The 16993-nt window shown below is 40.4% G+C and carries 19 protein-coding genes; 12 read left to right on the top strand and 7 right to left on the bottom strand.

Annotation, left to right across the window (positions count from 1 at the left end; translation table 11 throughout):
* Positions 1-66 precede the first annotated feature (66 nt).
* Positions 67-1026 (bottom strand): MBL fold metallo-hydrolase, encoded by a 960-nt coding sequence (locus ACFX4H_RS07995; protein WP_377434874.1) that lies wholly within the window; start codon positions 1024-1026, stop codon positions 67-69.
* 183 nt (positions 1027-1209) lie between these two features.
* On the opposite strand from ACFX4H_RS07995, the gene ACFX4H_RS07990 reads away from it, so the two are divergent.
* The 4 genes from ACFX4H_RS07990 (at position 1210) to ACFX4H_RS07975 (ending at position 3908) form a co-directional block, all read left to right on the top strand.
* Positions 1210-1449, top strand: coding sequence for a YkuJ family protein (locus ACFX4H_RS07990; RefSeq protein ID WP_034314086.1), 240 nt, complete (start codon positions 1210-1212; stop codon positions 1447-1449).
* Between the two features lie 116 nt (positions 1450-1565).
* Entirely contained in the window at positions 1566-1712 is a 147-nt protein-coding gene (locus ACFX4H_RS07985; protein ID WP_094246583.1) for a hypothetical protein, read from the top strand.
* A gap of 120 nt (positions 1713-1832) precedes the next feature.
* Positions 1833-2273 carry a cyclic-di-AMP-binding protein CbpB gene (gene cbpB / locus ACFX4H_RS07980; RefSeq protein ID WP_034314084.1) on the top strand — a complete coding sequence of 147 codons (441 nt, stop codon included), beginning with the start codon at positions 1833-1835 and terminating at the stop codon, positions 2271-2273.
* 120 nt (positions 2274-2393) lie between these two features.
* Positions 2394-3908 carry an MDR family MFS transporter gene (locus tag ACFX4H_RS07975; protein WP_377434872.1) on the top strand — a complete coding sequence of 505 codons (1515 nt, stop codon included), beginning with the start codon at positions 2394-2396 and terminating at the stop codon, positions 3906-3908.
* Between the two features lie 213 nt (positions 3909-4121).
* On the opposite strand, the gene ACFX4H_RS07970 is transcribed toward ACFX4H_RS07975, so the two are convergent.
* Together ACFX4H_RS07970 and ACFX4H_RS07965 are read right to left on the bottom strand one after the other, a co-directional pair.
* Positions 4122-4385, bottom strand: coding sequence for a hypothetical protein (locus ACFX4H_RS07970; protein ID WP_377434871.1), 264 nt, complete (start codon positions 4383-4385; stop codon positions 4122-4124).
* Entirely contained in the window at positions 4382-4672 is a 291-nt protein-coding gene (locus ACFX4H_RS07965) for a TSUP family transporter (protein WP_377434870.1), read from the bottom strand. Before ACFX4H_RS07965 ends, ACFX4H_RS07970 begins: the two co-directional genes overlap by 4 nt.
* Before the next feature lie 113 nt (positions 4673-4785).
* Here ACFX4H_RS07965 and ACFX4H_RS07960 point away from each other — a divergent pair, with 113 nt between their 5' ends.
* From ACFX4H_RS07960 to ACFX4H_RS07945, 4 genes are all read left to right on the top strand, one after another.
* The gene (locus ACFX4H_RS07960; protein ID WP_034314080.1) at positions 4786-5670 is read left to right on the top strand and encodes a transcriptional regulator CcpC; all 885 of its coding nucleotides are present in this window, start codon (positions 4786-4788) and stop codon (positions 5668-5670) included.
* 124 nt (positions 5671-5794) lie between these two features.
* Positions 5795-6505 (top strand): 2,3,4,5-tetrahydropyridine-2,6-dicarboxylate N-acetyltransferase, encoded by a 711-nt coding sequence (dapD, locus tag ACFX4H_RS07955; RefSeq protein ID WP_191928534.1) that lies wholly within the window; start codon positions 5795-5797, stop codon positions 6503-6505.
* Between the two features lie 75 nt (positions 6506-6580).
* On the top strand, positions 6581-7705 hold the full coding sequence (locus ACFX4H_RS07950) for an N-acetyldiaminopimelate deacetylase (protein ID WP_377435283.1): 1125 nt from the start codon (positions 6581-6583) through the stop codon (positions 7703-7705).
* Positions 7706-7766: 61 nt separating this feature from the next.
* Entirely contained in the window at positions 7767-8426 is a 660-nt protein-coding gene (locus ACFX4H_RS07945; protein WP_034314073.1) for a potassium channel family protein, read from the top strand.
* 415 nt (positions 8427-8841) lie between these two features.
* Here ACFX4H_RS07945 and rnjA read toward each other — a convergent pair whose 3' ends face one another.
* Complete coding sequence (gene rnjA / locus ACFX4H_RS07940) at positions 8842-10512, bottom strand: ribonuclease J1 (RefSeq protein WP_034314071.1); 1671 nt, start codon at positions 10510-10512, stop codon at positions 8842-8844.
* A gap of 3 nt (positions 10513-10515) precedes the next feature.
* Positions 10516-10725: a DNA-dependent RNA polymerase subunit epsilon gene (locus ACFX4H_RS07935; RefSeq protein WP_034314070.1), complete on the bottom strand. Its 210-nt coding sequence runs from the start codon at positions 10723-10725 to the stop codon at positions 10516-10518.
* Positions 10726-11611: 886 nt separating this feature from the next.
* Between ACFX4H_RS07935 and ACFX4H_RS07930 the strand changes: the two genes are divergently transcribed.
* Positions 11612-12379 (top strand): Cof-type HAD-IIB family hydrolase, encoded by a 768-nt coding sequence (locus ACFX4H_RS07930; protein WP_034314068.1) that lies wholly within the window; start codon positions 11612-11614, stop codon positions 12377-12379.
* Between the two features lie 47 nt (positions 12380-12426).
* Here ACFX4H_RS07930 and def read toward each other — a convergent pair whose 3' ends face one another.
* A complete protein-coding gene (def, locus tag ACFX4H_RS07925) occupies positions 12427-12981 on the bottom strand; it encodes a peptide deformylase (protein ID WP_034314067.1) in 555 nt (184 codons plus the stop codon).
* A 237-nt stretch (positions 12982-13218) separates the two neighbouring features.
* Positions 13219-13374 (bottom strand): YjcZ family sporulation protein, encoded by a 156-nt coding sequence (locus tag ACFX4H_RS07920; RefSeq protein WP_063576945.1) that lies wholly within the window; start codon positions 13372-13374, stop codon positions 13219-13221.
* 210 nt (positions 13375-13584) lie between these two features.
* On the opposite strand from ACFX4H_RS07920, the gene ACFX4H_RS07915 reads away from it, so the two are divergent.
* The 3 genes from ACFX4H_RS07915 to ACFX4H_RS07905 all read left to right on the top strand — a co-directional run bounded on the left by ACFX4H_RS07915 (position 13585) and on the right by ACFX4H_RS07905 (position 16989).
* Complete coding sequence (locus tag ACFX4H_RS07915; RefSeq protein ID WP_034314066.1) at positions 13585-14247, top strand: YkyA family protein; 663 nt, start codon at positions 13585-13587, stop codon at positions 14245-14247.
* 645 nt (positions 14248-14892) lie between these two features.
* Positions 14893-16008: a pyruvate dehydrogenase (acetyl-transferring) E1 component subunit alpha gene (gene pdhA, locus ACFX4H_RS07910; protein WP_202317073.1), complete on the top strand. Its 1116-nt coding sequence runs from the start codon at positions 14893-14895 to the stop codon at positions 16006-16008.
* Positions 16009-16011: 3 nt separating this feature from the next.
* Complete coding sequence (locus ACFX4H_RS07905) at positions 16012-16989, top strand: alpha-ketoacid dehydrogenase subunit beta (protein ID WP_034314063.1); 978 nt, start codon at positions 16012-16014, stop codon at positions 16987-16989.
* Positions 16990-16993 lie beyond the last annotated feature (4 nt).

The following is a 16993-nucleotide window of genomic DNA, read 5'->3' as shown; positions in this document are numbered from 1 at the left end:
GTAAGGTACTTTTTCATTATAGAGAATGCCAAGACATTTGAATAGGGATAAACCTCAAGGATCGTTTTACCGATCTTTCTCCTGTTTTACAAGATAGTCTATCAATCCCATGGAACAAACGTTCAAGTCCATGGCAATGATTTCAAAAACTGGATGATCAGCAGTGATTCCTTTTTCGCCTAAATGAACAGCGACTTCCGTGAAAATATTTTTACTGGTTGCTGTCACTTGATCCTCGAAGCTAGCATATTCCCTATATGCCGATTTGGCAGTCTCCACAAATTTAGGCAGCCAGTAATGAAGTTGTTTATATACTTCCTTAGGGTTTTCCGATACGCCGTAATGGCCAAAATATATACGTTCGACGCCAATGCTTTCATACAATTCCGCTGCAGCAAGCATCGCGTCGGGATTAAATTGGTTTGGCGATGTGGACGGTAAGTAAAATTCCAAACCTTCTTCATCGAGTTCACGATAAAAGATGCCTACGGTGTCACCTGAAAACATCCCTTTTGAAACCGAATCGTATATGCTTAAATGATGGTTCGCGTGTCCTGGCGTGTCATAAAAGGTCAACGTGGAAGTATCACTTAATTTTAGGGATTCCCTATCTTGTTTAATCAGCATTTTTTTAAAAGGTATGGGTAATATCGGATCGAAAAGCTTGTTGAATTCTTCACCATAGACTGCTTTAGCCCCAGCGATCAAACGAGTTGGATCTTCTAGATGCCTTGCTCCTTTTGGGTGGACGATCACTTTGGCATTCGGACAATGCTGTAAAAAAAGTCCAGCTCCACCTGCATGGTCCAAATGAATATGGGTAAGAATGATATATGTAATATCTTCGAGGGCGATTCCCAAATGTTCGAGCCCCTTCATTAAGTGGGGGATGGAAGGGCTGGCGGAAGTTTCGACTAAGGTGATGTCCTCATCGGCAATTACATATGTTCCTGTACGATTTCTTCTATCCAAATCAAAACCATCAATTAATGAAATTCGAAAACCAAGCTCACTAATGTTTTGCAACAGAATCTACCCCCAGAAAATTTTTCATGTACAAAATCCATTCCTTATTTTATTCTGTTAATAGTGCCATGTAAAGAATGAAGTTTTAAATTATTCTGAATTTATTTCCGCGTGGCTACTGGATAGAAAAGTATGGTATAGTGAAACCTATCGAAAAGGTTTTATTCAGAAAGGAGAGGGAGTATGTCTCAATTACAGGGCATCCTTACCAGATTGAAAAGTCTTCAAGAGCAAGCGAAGGAATCTGAATCTGCTCAACGTTTTTTTGAAATAGATGGTGTGAAAAAGTGCCAGGTTACATATTTCAGCAAAACAGAAATGTTCGAGCTTGAAGTATACAGTGATAAAGGGAAATCATCAAAATATCAATTTGATAATATTGATATGATTACCATTGAAATCTTTGATCTTCTTCAATCTTAAAAAAACACAAAAAGCCGCCTTCCATTGGAAGCGGCTTTTTTATTGTGAAAAACCGGTCAATTTTTACTGAATGAAGTAGTTATTTTTACGACATCTTATTAGTTGGAGGGATGTAAATGAAAAATCCGATGGTAATATGCCCGGAATGCGGCGAGGAAAGGGAAATGGAAAATGTATTAACGGCGCAATCCAACCAAAATGTGATTTATCAATGCCCGGAATGCGGTTTTAAACAGGTTAACATCAAAACTAGTAAGGGCTAAGGGTCTCTCGCGAATCCCGCCAATTGGGATTTTATTGGTCTAGGAATGAGCCTTTTCTGCTTACATATGTTAAACTATAGAAAGAGCTGTATATAAAAACATATGGTAAGGGGTTTTAACATGATCGGTACTCATGATGGGGATTTATTGGAATCCAGCGTTAAAGACTTAATGATTTCTTCTGAACGCGTGGCCCACGTGCAGGTAACCAATAACTTAGAACATGCACTATTGGTATTAACAAAGAGCGGTTATACGGCCATTCCTGTGTTAGATCCGATGTATAAACTGCATGGTTTAATTAGCACACCAGTCATTCTCGATTCAATCTTGGGACTGGAACGAATTGAATTTGATAATCTTGAGCATAAAAAAGTTTCCGAAATAATGAATATAGAAATACCTCGCCTGCATATTGAAGATACATTGACCAAGGGTGTGGAATTGTTGATTGATCATCCGTTTGTCTGTGTGGAGAATGACGAACATGTATTTGAAGGCATCTTAACAAGAAGGGCAATCTTGAAAAAAGTATTTAAACAAAATACACCTGATAAATAAGCAAGGCATAAAATGACGGTTAACCCCAAGACTCGCCAGTTGGCGAGTTTTCTTGTTTTTTTACATATTTGATCCAGTTAGTGGTGAAGGCTATTAACAGGTAGGATCTATTAGGAGAGGATGCAAAAATTGGGCCATGCAATGGATAGTGCAAACGTGCAGAATAAAAAATTGAAACGTCCCTTCATATTGGCTGCCATCATGTTAGCGATGTTTATGAATGCTATTGAAGGAACGATCGTTTCGACGGCAATGCCGGCCATTGTAAGTGATTTAGGTGGTTTTTCACTATACAGCTGGGTGTTTTCAGGCTATTTGTTAATGAACGCCGTAACAGTTTTAATCTACGGAAAGCTATCGGACATACTCGGGAGAAAACCCGTCTTATTATTTGGAATCGTTGTCTTTTTAATCGGCTCCCTTCTTTGCGGCTTTTCCAATTCAATGACGGAACTCATCATTTATCGCTTTGTACAAGGTTTTGGGGCGGGAGCTGTAGCACCTGTAGCCTCGACAATTATTGGTGATATCTATAAAAATGAAGAGAGGGCACGCGTTCAAGGGTATCTTTCGAGCGTTTGGGGCATTTCAGCGGTAATGGGACCAGCATTGGGCGGCTTGCTCGTTGAATCCCTGACTTGGAAACTTGTCTTTTGGGTCAATATTCCTTTGGGCGTACTATCTTTTATTGGAATTTGGTTATTCCTTCATGAAAATATCGAAAAGAAAAAACGTGATATCGATTACCTAGGTGCAACGCTATTGACATTGTCCATATCAACTCTTATGGTGCTGCTCGTAGAAGGAGGGGTGAAATGGTCATGGACTTCAGCTCCTGTCATATCCTTGGCATTAGTGGCCATCATCACCTTTATCCTATTCATTCTTCAGGAAAAGAAAGCAGCCGAACCGATGATGCCATTTGAAATCTGGCAGGAGCGTTCCATTCTGATTGCGAACCTAGTATCCTTGACGACAGGGGTGATGATGATTGGATTATCAAGTTTCCTCCCCACATTCGTTCAGGGCGTGATGGAGCGCTCGCCTACGGTAGCTGGTTTTACATTGACAGCCATGTCAATTGGCTGGCCAATCGCATCTATGGTGTCAGGCAAGTTATTGTTGAAAATAGGATTTAAATCAACCTCCCTTCTTGGAGGGGGCTCATTGATCCTTGGGAGTCTGATCCTAGTATGGATGAAGCCGGAAGCTGGGCCCATTATTGCCGCAATGGGATCCTTCTTTGTCGGTGTAGGCATGGGCTTGACTTCTACTTCATTCATTGTCGTCATTCAAAAAAACGTCAGCTGGGAACGAAGGGGCATTGCGACGGCTTCCAATATGTTCATGCGTAATTTAGGAAATACTGTAGGTGCTGCATTACTTGGAGGAATCATGAATATGAGACTTCACGCTTATCTGAATGAGCATGCGCCGGCCGGATCGGGAGTGACGATAGATACGGCAAATAAATTGTTGAACAGTGAAGAACGCACGTCGCTTCCTGAAAATGTGGTAAATGTTTTACAGGAAGGACTTACATTGTCTTTACAGACGATTTATCTCATTGTTCTAGTCTTCTCTGTAATCAGCTTCCTGTTTCTAACGAGACTAAGAAAGAATAAGGAAGAATAAGAAGGCATAGGAAAAAGGCAGACTCGTTAATGTAGTTTGCCTTTGTTTTAAGGAAATGCAACTCTGATGACCAATTGAATCAATAATGCGATCGTGACCGAATGTAAAATGAATCTCAACTGTCAAGTGGAGATTTTTTGAGCCACACGCAAGGCCAGCCGTGATCCGATCAGGGAACCGAGCGTGTAATAAATGGCAATCCCCCATGCAATGTTACCGGCCCATGAAATAGGTAATGAATGCAGCTGTACAGCTAATGAAAGTTTGGAATCTAGTAAAGGCCAGGGATTGAAGGTAGGTGGCGCCATTTCTTAAAAAGGGTCCCGGTCCGAACATTCCGTCATAGACACTGATTCCGAATAGGGATGGATAAACTTTTTTTGGGAGATGCCAATCCGATTCATCGGAAGGTTGTGCTTTTTTGATGAAATTCATGATCAAAGCGACAGTCAAAAGGCAGATGGCTAACAAATTCATTGCCTTCTCGGAGAATGAATTAGCAAGCAGACCGCGCATAAGCCACCAAAAAGGGCAAATGGGATTAACTGGAGGGCATCCTTCAATTTTAGCTGCTTTTTCTTGAGTAAAATATAAAAGCTAGAAAAAGAAGAAAACATATTGGGAAATTTGACTGATCCAATAACCTGGTGAATGGGTAGACCTAACAAAAGAAGGGACGGCATGCCGATGAGGCCGCCGCTCCCGGCCAATGTCCCGACAAAGGATGCTGCAAAACTGATGGCAAACAATAAAATGATCGTCAAAGGATATTCACTCCGTTCCTTTTCTCTTGTATTATAAGCGGACTTTGTTGATAATAAAATTTAAATAAATTAAATCAGCATGATAAGAATTAATTATCAAGAGGTTGGTGTGTATGTCATTTTCAGAATTTCATTTATTATCAGTGCTTGCTCAGGAAATGAATATGAGAAAAGCAGCTGAGCGGTTGTTCGTTTCCCAGCCGGCTTTATCCCAGCGTTTACAATCAATAGAAAAGGATTGGGGCTCGAAACTGTTTCTGCGTTCACAAAAAGGGCTGTCACTGACGCCTGCAGGTGAAGCGGTAATTCGTTTGGCCAATGAGGTTATAGAAAAAGAAGAGAAGGTCAGGGAAAGTATTCAAGCCATGGACCATGAAGTATATGGCACTTTGAAAATAGCCTGTGCCTCGATTGTCGGTCAAAATTGGCTGCCGCAAGTATTGAAAAAGTTCGTCCGAAAATATCCGTATGCAAAAATTTCCTTGATCACTGGCTGGAGCAGTGAGATTTTAAAGTCTTTGTATGAAGGGCAAGTGCATATTGGCATCATAAGGGGAGCACCGGATTGGAAAGGCGTAAAACAGCATTTATTCACGGATATGCTGTATTTGGTGGATACTGAAATGAAGGAACTGAATCAAGTGTTCGAAACGGACCGTCCATTCATTCAGTTTAAAAGCGATTCGAATTATTATCAGGAAATCCAAGATTGGTGGCATCGGCAATTTCAAACGACACCAAAAAACACCATAGTCGTTGATCAAATCGAAACATGCAAACAAATGGTGTTTAATGGTATTGGATATGCGATCCTGCCAGCCATCACTTTACATGATAAAGATACGAATGTATTTAAAATCCCTCTATTGGATGGGCATAACCACTCAATCGAACGTGATACATGGCTTTGCGGCTATGAATCTGCCTTCCAGTTGAAGCAAGTCCAGGCATTCACGGAAGTGGTTAAAGAGCATATTCGCGACCAAGGAATGTTATAGGTCCGCTGACGAAAATGTCAATAGGGCAGAATAATATATATGAGTGACATTCAACTTGTCTTGCCGGCTGTTGTCTGGTAAATTTAAAACGAGTAATGATACATATTTAGGAGGTTTACCCGGAATGAATAAAATGGATGCAAACGAAATTATTTCTTTTATCTCGAATAGTAAAAAATCCACACCTGTAAAGGTATATGTCAAAGGCGATTTAGAAGGCCTGGATTTTGGTCCAGCTTCTAAAACTTTCATAACAGGAAATACAGGGGTTGTATTCGGTGAGTGGTCTGAAATCGAAGAAGCGATCAATGCAGCAGGAACAAAAATCGAGGATTATGTAGTTGAAAATGATCGTCGTAACTCTGCCATTCCTTTATTGGATCTAAAAGGAATCAAAGCCCGTATCGAGCCAGGCGCAATAATCCGTGACCAAGTTTCCATTGGAGATAACGCAGTCATCATGATGGGTGCATCAATCAATATTGGATCTGTCATCGGTGAAGGTACAATGATCGACATGAACGCAATACTGGGCGGACGTGCAACAGTGGGCAAAAACTGTCACGTGGGTGCTGGTGCCGTTTTAGCAGGTGTCATCGAGCCGCCTTCCGCACAGCCGGTCATTTTGGAAGATGATGTATTGATCGGAGCCAATGCGGTCGTACTGGAAGGTGTCAAAATCGGAGAAGGTTCCGTTGTCGCTGCTGGTGCCGTCGTAACGAAAGACGTTCCTCCATATTCCGTGGCTGCTGGTATCCCGGCGAGGGTCATTAAACAAATTGACGAAAAAACAAAATCAAAAACAGAAATCATGCAAGAACTTCGTCAACTTTAATTTCTTTAGTGAATATTGCCTGAAGCGTGGATAACTATATCCACGCTTTCTGTATAGGGAGGGAATAATGTGAAAATAAACCCTTTTGCCAAGATCCGGCGTGATCTGCATCAAATACCGGAGATAGGGTTCAAAGAATTCAAGACGCAGCAATACCTACTGAATTACATAACGAATCTGGCCCAGGAGCGAATGGAAATAGAAACATGGCGAACTGGGATATTCGTGAAAGTGAAGGGAATGAACCCGCGAAAAACCATTGGCTACAGGGCTGATATAGACGGTTTGCCGATAAAAGAGGAAACCGGATTGCCGTTTGCATCCAACCACGAGGAATATATGCATGCCTGCGGTCATGATTTTCATATGAGCATAAGTTTGGGATTATTGACATATTTCACGGAAAATCCGATCGATGATGACTTGCTATTCATCTTCCAGCCTGCAGAAGAGGGTCCTGGCGGAGCTGAACCAATGCTTAAATCGGAAACGATGAAAAAATGGAAGCCTGATATGATCCTTGCTTTACATATTGCTCCGGAGTATCCAGTTGGGACGATTGCCGTTAAAGAAGGGCTTCTATTTGCCAATACATCTGAATTATTCATCGATTTGAGGGGGAAAGGAGGACATGCAGCCTATCCGCACGAAACAAATGATATGGTCATTGCGGCCTGCTCGCTTGTAGGGCAACTTCAAACAATCGTTTCCAGGAATGTCAATCCGCTAGATTCAGCTGTCATTACAGTTGGGAAGATTACTGGAGGCACCGTTCAAAACATTATTGCGGAGACAGCGCGGTTAGAGGGCACAATACGCACTCTTAACCCCGAATCGATGGTAAAGGTCAAGTCTAGGATAAAAGCGCTTGTGGATGGTATACAAGTAGGATATGAGTGCTTGGCTGAAATCGACTATGGCGCGATGTATCATCAGGTATATAATGAAGAGCGGTTGACCCGGGAGTTCATGGATTTCACAGAGAAGTCAACTGCTGTTCATTTGCATGAATGTACTGAAGCAATGACTGGCGAAGATTTTGGTTATATGTTAAAGGAGATTCCAGGATTCATGTTCTGGCTGGGGGTTTCATCGGAATACGGATTGCATCACGCCAAGTTAAGCCCAGACGAAAAAGCCATTGAACTCGCGATCGATCACTTAACGGATTATATAACGTTTAAAGGAAGCGAAGCATAAAAATGATTTTCAGTGCAGAACATGCTCTAAAGAAAGAACGAATGACGTTGGAGGGCTTATTGTGAAAAAAGAATTTGCGGTGATTGGACTTGGCCGTTTTGGCGGCAGCATAGTCAAGACATTAGCTGAAGAAGGATTAGGGGTTCTGGCTATCGATGCCGACGAAGATCGAGTGAATGAATTTGCCAGAATAGCTTCACATGCCGTAGTAGGGGATACGACAGATGAAAATGTACTAAGGAATATAGGGATTCGAAATTTTGATCACGTCATTGTAGCGATTGGCGAGAATATTCAAGCCAGTATATTGACGACTCTCATGCTTAAGGAATTGGGTGTCGGAAATGTTACGGTTAAAGCGCAAAATGATTATCACGAGAAGGTTCTTCGTAAAATCGGGGCAGACTTTGTCGTGCACCCCGAGCGGGATATGGGGAGAAGGATTGCCCATAATATCGTCTCCAATAATATTCTCGATTATTTGGAGCTTTCTGATGAACACTCCATCGTCGAAATTGTTGCAAGCCAAAAGATGAATGGAAACTCGATAATTGACCTTGATATCCGTGCCCACTATGGACTGAATATAGTCGCAATCAAAAGAGGGAACGAAATTAATGTTTCCCCACAGGCGAGCGATTTAATACATAAAGGTGATATATTGATCGTCATCGGCGCGGATTCGGACATCAATCGCTTTGAAAAAAAAATTGTGGAATAAGTAAGCGTCCTGCTAAAATCGAGCAGCGCTTTTTGTTTTTGGATCTTAAGGAGTTATAGAGAATAGCCTGCATTGACAATTTCTCAATTCCTTTTTTATTTTTGCGTACATGATAAACTTGTGTTTCCGGTACTTCGAAAGTGTGGAATCAACAAATACATGCTTCTTATCAGTTTACTTTCGGAAGCTTTCCATTTTTAAAACAAGAAAGACCGTGACAAAAGGAGTTCTATCTAACTTTTAAAACAAAATTGATTGGAGCGGGTATTCGAGATCCTGCGGGAGACGTGTAAGGGAGACTCCACAGGCTTCTAAGGCGTCGGGGAAAGTGAGTGCCTGGAGTGGAATTCAAGGTGGGGGATTTACAAACCTGAACAAAAAAAGCCCAGCCAAATGATGGCTGGGCTTCTATTATTTATTGCACTTCCATGATGATCGGCAGGATCATCGGACGGCGTTTCGTTTTTTCATATAGGAATGGAGATAGAGTGTCTGTAATTTCATTTTTGATTTCAGACCATTGAGTAGTTTTGCGATCCATCACCTTATTTAAATGCTTTGTGATCAAGGATTGAGCATCGCTGATAAGGTCTCCTGATTCTCTCATATAAACAAATCCGCGTGAGATGATGTCAGGGCCGGATGCAATTTTGAATTCCTTCATATTGATGCTGACAACAACAACGACAAGGCCTTCCTCGGAAAGAATCCGACGATCACGGAGAACGATATTACCGATATCCCCAATGCCGCTTCCATCGATATAAACCGAACCTGAAGGGATTTTACCAGCGATTTGAGCTGTGTTCTCACTTAAGGAAAGAACTTCACCATTATCCATGATAAAGCAATTTTCTTCCGGAACGCCGCAATCGACTGCATGGCGGGCATGCAGTTTTTGCATACGGTATTCACCGTGGATTGGCATGAAGAATTTTGGTTTTATCAAACGGAGCATAAGCTTTTGTTCCTGCTGTCCGCCATGTCCTGAAGTATGAATGTCATTCAGAGGACCTGAAATGACGTCTGCTCCTGCACGATATAATTGATTGATCGTTCTGGAAACACTGATTGTGTTACCTGGGATGGGTGAAGATGAAAATACTACCGTATCACCAGGGATGATTTGAATTTGACGGTGAGTGCCGTTCGCTATGCGCGACAGTGCTGCCATTGGTTCACCTTGGCTGCCTGTACAAAGGATGGTTACTTTATTCGCAGGCATACGATTCAATTGCTGTACATCAATAAATGTATCTTTAGGCGCAACGATATAACCAAGATCTTGTCCGATTGATATGGCTGAATCCATGCTTCGGCCAAATACGGCTATTTTACGGCCGTTGGCCACGGCTGCTTCCACAACTTGCTGAAGGCGATGGATGTTCGATGCAAACGTTGCAAAAATAATCCTGCCGTCAACCTTGCGGAAAATGTCTTGAATGGTATCACCGACACGGCTTTCGGACATAGTAAAGTTCTGCACTTCACTATTTGTGCTATCCGAGAGTAAGCACAATACACCTTCTTTACCGATTTCAGCCATCTTGGTCAGGTTTGCAGGCTCACCCACTGGGGTGAAGTCGAATTTAAAATCACCAGTATGGACAATTTGTCCAGGTGGGGTTTTTACGACGATTCCATATGAGTCAGGGATACTGTGAGTTGTACGGAAGAAAGAGACGGACGTTTTCCGGAACTTGATCACTTCATCTTCACTGATTTCAATCATGGTTGTCTGGCGTAAAAGGCCGTGTTCTTCCAATTTATTACGAAGCAGTCCAAGTGCAAGCTTCCCGCCGTATACAGGGACATTCACTTTTCTAAGTAAATAAGGAATCCCGCCAATGTGGTCTTCATGACCATGGGTAATGAAGACACCTTTGATTTTATCTACATTTTTCTCTAAATAGCTGTAATCTGGAATCACATAGTCAATACCGAGGAGTTCATCTTCAGGAAATTTAATTCCAGCATCAATGATGATGATTTCATCTTGAAACTGAACAGCATATGTGTTCTTACCGATTTCGCCTAAACCGCCCAGGGCGAATACAGCTGTTTGATCGTTTTTTACGAATTTCATAAATTATAGCTCCAATACTTTGTAATCTTCATTTTGTTTTTCATATTCTAAATATGCTCCGGTTACGGGTAGTACGATTTCTACGTTATAAGGTTCTTTTTTTAATTTTAAACGAACGTCACGAACGGATTCACCTTCGACAAACATTGTTTTAGTATTCTCCCTGATGGGAACCTCTGATATGGTTACTTGATAGTATACCTTAAAAACCATTTTAATCTCTCCTCACTTGTTTGCATTGCTTTTTTCATTATATATAAAAACAACAATTTTTTCATGTTTTTCAACATCATGTAAAAATAAACCCAGCTCCGCCATAAAAACGGAAGGGGTTTGATGAATTAAATATACCAATGTCTAAAAGTATATAAAAAAATAGATGGCCGAATCTGGTATCAATCCAATTGTAGCTTCCTCTATCTTATATCCTATCCGTTTTTGCCATGTGTAAAACTTAAATCATGGGATCTTTTTTTTCGTAAACGATTTCTTTCTAAATTAATACAGTACAACTGTGTGCAGCGTTTCATGAAAACACAGCGACTCATATTTTGATTGAAATATGTATTCACCAGACCATATAAAAGCCAAGATAGAAAGAATGCCTAACAAGAACTTTACAACAAGGAAGAAGCCCTCCGCAAGTTTTTGAAGGGCTGTCCGAAAAAAATTCGCATATGGATGACGGCCAAGGCAGGAATGAGTGGCAAATCATGCGATAGATTTTTTTCTTAAAAGATCATTCCACTGTTTAACAAGCTTTTTACGAAGCTTTTTTAACATGGCGATCACGCTCCCTTAATTATTATTGTATAGGATTATTCAATAATGTAAATACGTCTTTACAGGTACATGGCCCATTTTTGAAAAAAAAGGCTCTTTCAAACAAGCAACTGGGATTTAAGAGGCAGAAGGATGGGAGAAGTGTAATCTGGAAAGCCTGAGTTGGTTTCTATTAAGAATAGTATATGCCCATTCTTGAATAAAAAACGTTACTTTGAGTTGGGGCCGATAGAGTTACTTGACTTATCTTGATGACAATTATTAAATGGTTACATATTAAAAAGGAAAAAATGAATGAATTGGAAGTGAATCGCAAGTGAAAATCGTATTTTTTGATATTGACGGAACATTGCTTGATCATGAAAAAAAGTTACCTGCTTCAACAAAAGAAGCCATTAAGCAACTGCAGGATAGCGGGGTTTTTGTAGCGATTGCCACAGGAAGGGCTCCGTTCATGTTCGAGTCTTTAAGGGAAGAGCTTGGCATCGATACATTCGTAAGTTTCAATGGACAATACGTTGTTTTTGAAGGGAAAGTCGTTTATAAAAACCCTTTGAGCATACCTGAGATAAAACGCCTTCATGAACATGCTGAAAAAAATGAAATACCGATCGTGTTCATGAATGAGGAGACAATGAAATCGAGTGTTCCACATCATAGCAGAATTGAAGAAGCATTGAGCAGCCTTAAGTTTCCCCACCCTGAACATGTGGCGGATTTTTATGAGGACCATGATATATACCAAGCCTTATTATTCTGTTCGGAAGCTGAAGAAGGGAACTTTGTTGGGAAATATGATGATTTTCACTTCATTAGATGGCATGAGTATTCGACGGATGTACTTCCATTCGGGGGTTCAAAGGCTGAAGGCATTAAAATATTAATGGAAAAAGTCGGGTTTGCTCTTGAGGATGTTTACGCCTTTGGAGATGGCTTAAACGATATAGAGATGTTAAAAGTAGCGGGATATGGCGTGGCTATGGGGAATGCCGGTCAGCTTGTGAAGCAAGAGGCCGACTTTGTAACGAAGGATGTCGATGATGATGGCATACTTTTTGGTTTGAAGGAACTTGAACTGATATAAAAAGTAAAACCCCTGTCAACCAACAGACGGGGGTTTTGCTTATTACGTTACCTTTCCACCGCAATTGAATTTTCCGGGATGGCATAGGGGTCTTCGGCATTGATATGATCATAAAACATGATACCATTAAGGTGGTCGATTTCATGTTGAAAGCAAATGGCTGCGATGCCTTTCAGGCGGAGTTGAACCGGTTTTCCTTCCAGGTCCGTACCCGCAACCGTTATTCGGGCATAACGTGGCACATAGCCGGAAACGGGACGATTTACGGAAAGACAGCCTTCTCCGGATGTCAAGTATGCTTTTTCGACTGAATGGCTAACGAGTTTAGGGTTGAAAAGTGCATAGCTATAAAGTTGATCATCCTTTTCTTTTAAATGAACCGCAATCATCCTTTTTGAAACATTAACCTGTGGTGCAGCCAAGCCAATTCCTGCCCTTAACCCGTATAGAGCAGCAATATCAGGTTTCTGGCTGTTTTGGACATACTCCATCAAGCTGGCTAAAAGTTGCTTATCTTCATTTGATGCCGGAAGCGGAACCTCTACCGCGACTTGCCTTAAGATTGGATCGTCTTCATTAACAAAATCATCCATGGTAAGCATAATCTTTCACCCCATAAAAATTCTTATAATATGTATAGGTTATTTTAACAAAAAAAAGGCTGAAAGTTAATGAATGGTTTAATGAAAGAAAAATGGAGGGGATGGAATCAAGTCGATGATTTCCTATCCCTGCCATTATTTTATTTGCATGTTGGTCTATTTAAAAAATATTATCATTTTTTGTGAATCAGGGTAAATCGTTAACATTTTCGGGTAAAGGTAATAGTAATTACCTGGTTAGCATAAGCACGCGCCGACGATGATTAACAGAATGAACAGGACAATGATCAGGGCAAAGCCGCTTCCAAAGCCGCAGCCTCCACCATCGCCATATCCATAGCTGGGTGCAGCGGAAACCGGATAACAACATTCTTGGTTGAAACCTCCATACATAATTTCATACCTCCGTTTTTGTATTTATTAAAATGCTGACCATTCAAATTTGAAACGGTCCCTACAGCCTATGCAGTATGGTTTAAAGGGTGTAGGCTAGCGCCCAGTAATGAAAAAAACCTGCTCGGAATATGATTGTAACAAATGTCTGCGGCTTAAGAATGAATTGAGGAACATGAATCTTCGAAGAACTATCAGAAGGAGTTGTCTATGTTGAAACGTTTTGGTCCACTTGTTATCTTACTTCTTTCTTTTGTGACCTTGACTGGTTGTTTTAATGGTTCACCGGAAGAAAGAATCCACAAAATCCTGGAGAAAACTGCAGAAAAGGAAAGTGATTTCACCGAGAATCAAGAGCCGCTTAATGATTTGGAGAAAAAAGAAAAAGAAAAATATGAGAAAATCATTAAACTTGGATTGGATGATTATGAACAGATCGTCGAGCTTTCAGATGAAGCAACCAAGAATATCGACGAAAGGGAAAAAATAATTGAAAAGGAACAAAGCAGTATGCAATCCTCAAAAGAACAATTCAATCAAATAGATGAACAAATCGGGAAAATAGAGGATGAAAAGATAAAAAAAGAAGCGACTGAAATGAAAAAGATCATGAGTGAGCGCTATAGCACCTATGATGATTTATATGATGCCTATCAACAAAGTCTAGCTTATGATCGTGAATTATATGAGCTTTTCAAAAAAGAGGATTTGAAAATGGATGAATTACAAGTGCAAATCGAGAAAATAAATACCTCTTATACAAAAGTTTTGAAAGCAAATGAGGAATTTAATGCATTAACGGAAAAATCAAATCAAAAAAAAGAAAGTTTTTATGATAGTTCCGGCATAGAAATGGCGGATTCAACAAATTAATATAAATAATGATGGGCTGTGATCCTCACTCACAGCCCCTATTTTTTTCAATCCAGTTCTTTTTGGAATAAAAAAATTTTAGAATGGTCTTTTTTTTGTGCAACCAGCCTGATGTGAAATTTTCATACCTGTACTAAAAAAAAACGATAATTAAAAATCTAACAGCAGACTTAGATGAAAGCGTTTGAATGTTTTTTCGGTATATTATTTTACAGGCTCAAATGCCTTTAGTTAAAGCGGTTTTGGAATCGATGGGATATGCTGGGGAATTGAAATGTTATCCTTGGCCATCCTTAAATTGATAAATAAGGGAAATTTAATAGTACAGTTGTAAATTGAAAACTAATACAGAGAAGAAGTATGAGTATTGGAAATTCTATTAAATCAAAATTATTAGGAACTCCAAGTGATTGACTTGATGTTAATTCATCTTGTAAACTTAATCTATAAAAATTCTTGTATCATTTTCCTTGATTTTTTTTATGGTACAGAATAAGATTGAGACATATTAAGCATATCCACGTTTGAGGATTGGTCTTAAGGGAAAAATAAAAGAATGTATTGTTGCAGAAACTAAAAAGCAAACTATTTTTGCTTTATAGAATAATAATAGCAAACCTTTTTAATGAAAGGATGAGGTGCCAAATGGCTCAAAAAACTAAACAAGCTAAAATTAATGTTCAGGATCAGCTTAAGAAAGTAGAAGAACAATTTGAAACTTTTCAAATTTTAAATGAAGAGGGAGAAGTCGTGAATGAAGCGGCTATGCCTGATTTAAGTGATGAACAATTGCAAGAATTAATGCGCCGTATGGTTTATACACGCATCTTGGATCAACGTTCCATATCACTGAACCGTCAAGGCAGATTAGGTTTCTATGCACCGACTGCCGGTCAAGAAGCTTCCCAAATCGCTTCCCAGTATGCTTTGGAAAAAGAAGATTTCATTTTGCCTGGTTATCGTGATGTTCCGCAAATCGTTTGGCATGGACTGCCGCTTTGGCAAGCATTCTTATTCTCCCGGGGTCATTTTAAGGGAAATCAAATTCCTGAAGACGTCAATGTAATTTCTCCTCAAATCATAATCGGCGCTCAATATATCCAAGCTGCCGGAGTTGCTCTTGGGTTGAAGAAACGCGGAAAAAAAGCTGTTGCCATTACATATACGGGTGACGGTGGAACCTCACAAGGTGACTTCTATGAGGGAATTAACTTTGCAGGTGCCTTTAAAGCGCCAGCTATCTTCATCGTGCAAAATAACCGTTTCGCAATCTCTACACCAGTTGATTTGCAGTCAGCATCGAAAACATTGGCCCAAAAGGGTGTGGCTGCAGGTATTCCTGGAATCCAGGTTGATGGTATGGATGCGTTGGCCGTTTATACAGCCGTTAAAGAAGCGCGTGAACGTGCAATCAATGGTGAAGGCCCTACATTGATTGAAACATTAACTTACCGTTATGGACCACATACGATGGCTGGGGATGACCCGACACGTTACCGTACTTCCGAAATGGATAACGAGTGGGAACTGAAAGATCCATTGGTTCGTTTCCGCAAGTTCCTGGAAAGCAAAAAACTTTGGAATGAAGAATTAGAAAACGAAACGATAGAGAAAGCCAAAGACGATATTAAAGAAGCAATCAAATTGGCTGATGCAGAACCTAAACAAAAGGTTACAGACCTAATTGAAAATATGTATGAAGAAATGCCTTATAACTTAAAAGAACAATATGAAATTTATAAAGAGAAGGAGTCGAAGTAAGCCATGGCTCAATTGACGATGATTCAAGCAATTACAGAAGCATTACGTACAGAACTTAAAAATGACGAGAATGTACTCGTTTTTGGGGAAGATGTAGGTCTTAATGGAGGAGTTTTCCGTGCAACGGAAAATCTTCAAAAAGAATTCGGTGAAGATCGTGTATTCGATACACCTCTTGCTGAATCTGGAATCGGTGGATTAGCGGTCGGTCTTTCTTTACAAGGTTTCCGTCCTGTTCCTGAAATTCAATTCTTTGGGTTTGTATATGAAGTAATGGATTCCGTAAGCGGTCAGCTTGCTCGTATGCGCTACCGTTCAGGCGGACGTTACAGTGCACCGGTTACAATTCGCTCACCTTTTGGGGGCGGAGTTCATACTCCGGAAATGCATGCTGATAGCTTAGAAGGTTTAATGGCCCAGCAACCAGGGTTAAAGGTAGTTATCCCATCCACTCCTTACGATGCAAAAGGCTTATTGATTTCAGCGATTCGTGATAATGACCCTGTCATTTTCCTTGAGCACATGAAATTGTACCGTTCTTTCCGTCAGGAAGTTCCTGAAGAAGAATACACAATTCCATTAGGAAAAGCGGATGTGAAAAGAGAAGGAACGGATTTATCCATTATTACTTATGGTGCGATGGTGCAGGAATCCATCAAGGCAGCTGAGGAATTGGCTAAGGATGGTCATTCCGTCGAAGTGGTCGACTTACGGACTGTATCACCATTGGATATCGATACAATCATTGCTTCTGTAGAAAAAACAGGACGCGCTATCGTTGTTCAAGAAGCACAAAAGCAAGCTGGTATAGCAGCGAATGTCGTAGCGGAAATTAACGAACGTGCCATTTTGAGCTTGGATGCTCCAGTACTGCGCGTGGCGGCAGCTGATACGGTATTCCCGTTTTCACAAGCTGAAACAGTATGGCTCCCTAATTATAAAGACATTATTGAAACGGCGACTAAAGTCTTGAAGTTTTAACAAT

Source organism: Peribacillus sp. YIM B13477 (genome assembly GCF_042787955.1).
Taxonomy (GTDB): Bacteria; Bacillota; Bacilli; order Bacillales; family DSM-1321; genus Peribacillus; species Peribacillus frigoritolerans.
Note: the sequence above shows the minus strand (reverse complement) of the source record. Positions and strands in the feature narration are given on the sequence as shown.

Excerpts from the sequence above, each read along its gene's own strand:
- dapD (WP_191928534.1), top strand. The coding sequence starts at position 5,795 with ATGAATAAAATGGATGCAAACGAAATTATTTCTTTTATCTCGAATAGT.
- ACFX4H_RS07970 (WP_377434871.1), bottom strand. The coding sequence starts at position 4,385 with ATGAATTTGTTAGCCATCTGCCTTTTGACTGTCGCTTTGATCATGAAT.
- ACFX4H_RS07905 (WP_034314063.1), top strand. The coding sequence starts at position 16,012 with ATGGCTCAATTGACGATGATTCAAGCAATTACAGAAGCATTACGTACA.
- ACFX4H_RS07935 (WP_034314070.1), bottom strand. The coding sequence starts at position 10,725 with ATGGTTTTTAAGGTATACTATCAAGTAACCATATCAGAGGTTCCCATC.
- ACFX4H_RS07975 (WP_377434872.1), top strand. The coding sequence starts at position 2,394 with ATGCAAAAATTGGGCCATGCAATGGATAGTGCAAACGTGCAGAATAAA.
- ACFX4H_RS07960 (WP_034314080.1), top strand. The coding sequence starts at position 4,786 with ATGTCATTTTCAGAATTTCATTTATTATCAGTGCTTGCTCAGGAAATG.
- ACFX4H_RS07985 (WP_094246583.1), top strand. The coding sequence starts at position 1,566 with ATGAAAAATCCGATGGTAATATGCCCGGAATGCGGCGAGGAAAGGGAA.
- cbpB (WP_034314084.1), top strand. The coding sequence starts at position 1,833 with ATGATCGGTACTCATGATGGGGATTTATTGGAATCCAGCGTTAAAGAC.
- def (WP_034314067.1), bottom strand. The coding sequence starts at position 12,981 with ATGCTTACCATGGATGATTTTGTTAATGAAGACGATCCAATCTTAAGG.
- ACFX4H_RS07915 (WP_034314066.1), top strand. The coding sequence starts at position 13,585 with ATGTTGAAACGTTTTGGTCCACTTGTTATCTTACTTCTTTCTTTTGTG.
- ACFX4H_RS07920 (WP_063576945.1), bottom strand. The coding sequence starts at position 13,374 with ATGTATGGAGGTTTCAACCAAGAATGTTGTTATCCGGTTTCCGCTGCA.
- rnjA (WP_034314071.1), bottom strand. The coding sequence starts at position 10,512 with ATGAAATTCGTAAAAAACGATCAAACAGCTGTATTCGCCCTGGGCGGT.
- pdhA (WP_202317073.1), top strand. The coding sequence starts at position 14,893 with ATGGCTCAAAAAACTAAACAAGCTAAAATTAATGTTCAGGATCAGCTT.
- ACFX4H_RS07990 (WP_034314086.1), top strand. The coding sequence starts at position 1,210 with ATGTCTCAATTACAGGGCATCCTTACCAGATTGAAAAGTCTTCAAGAG.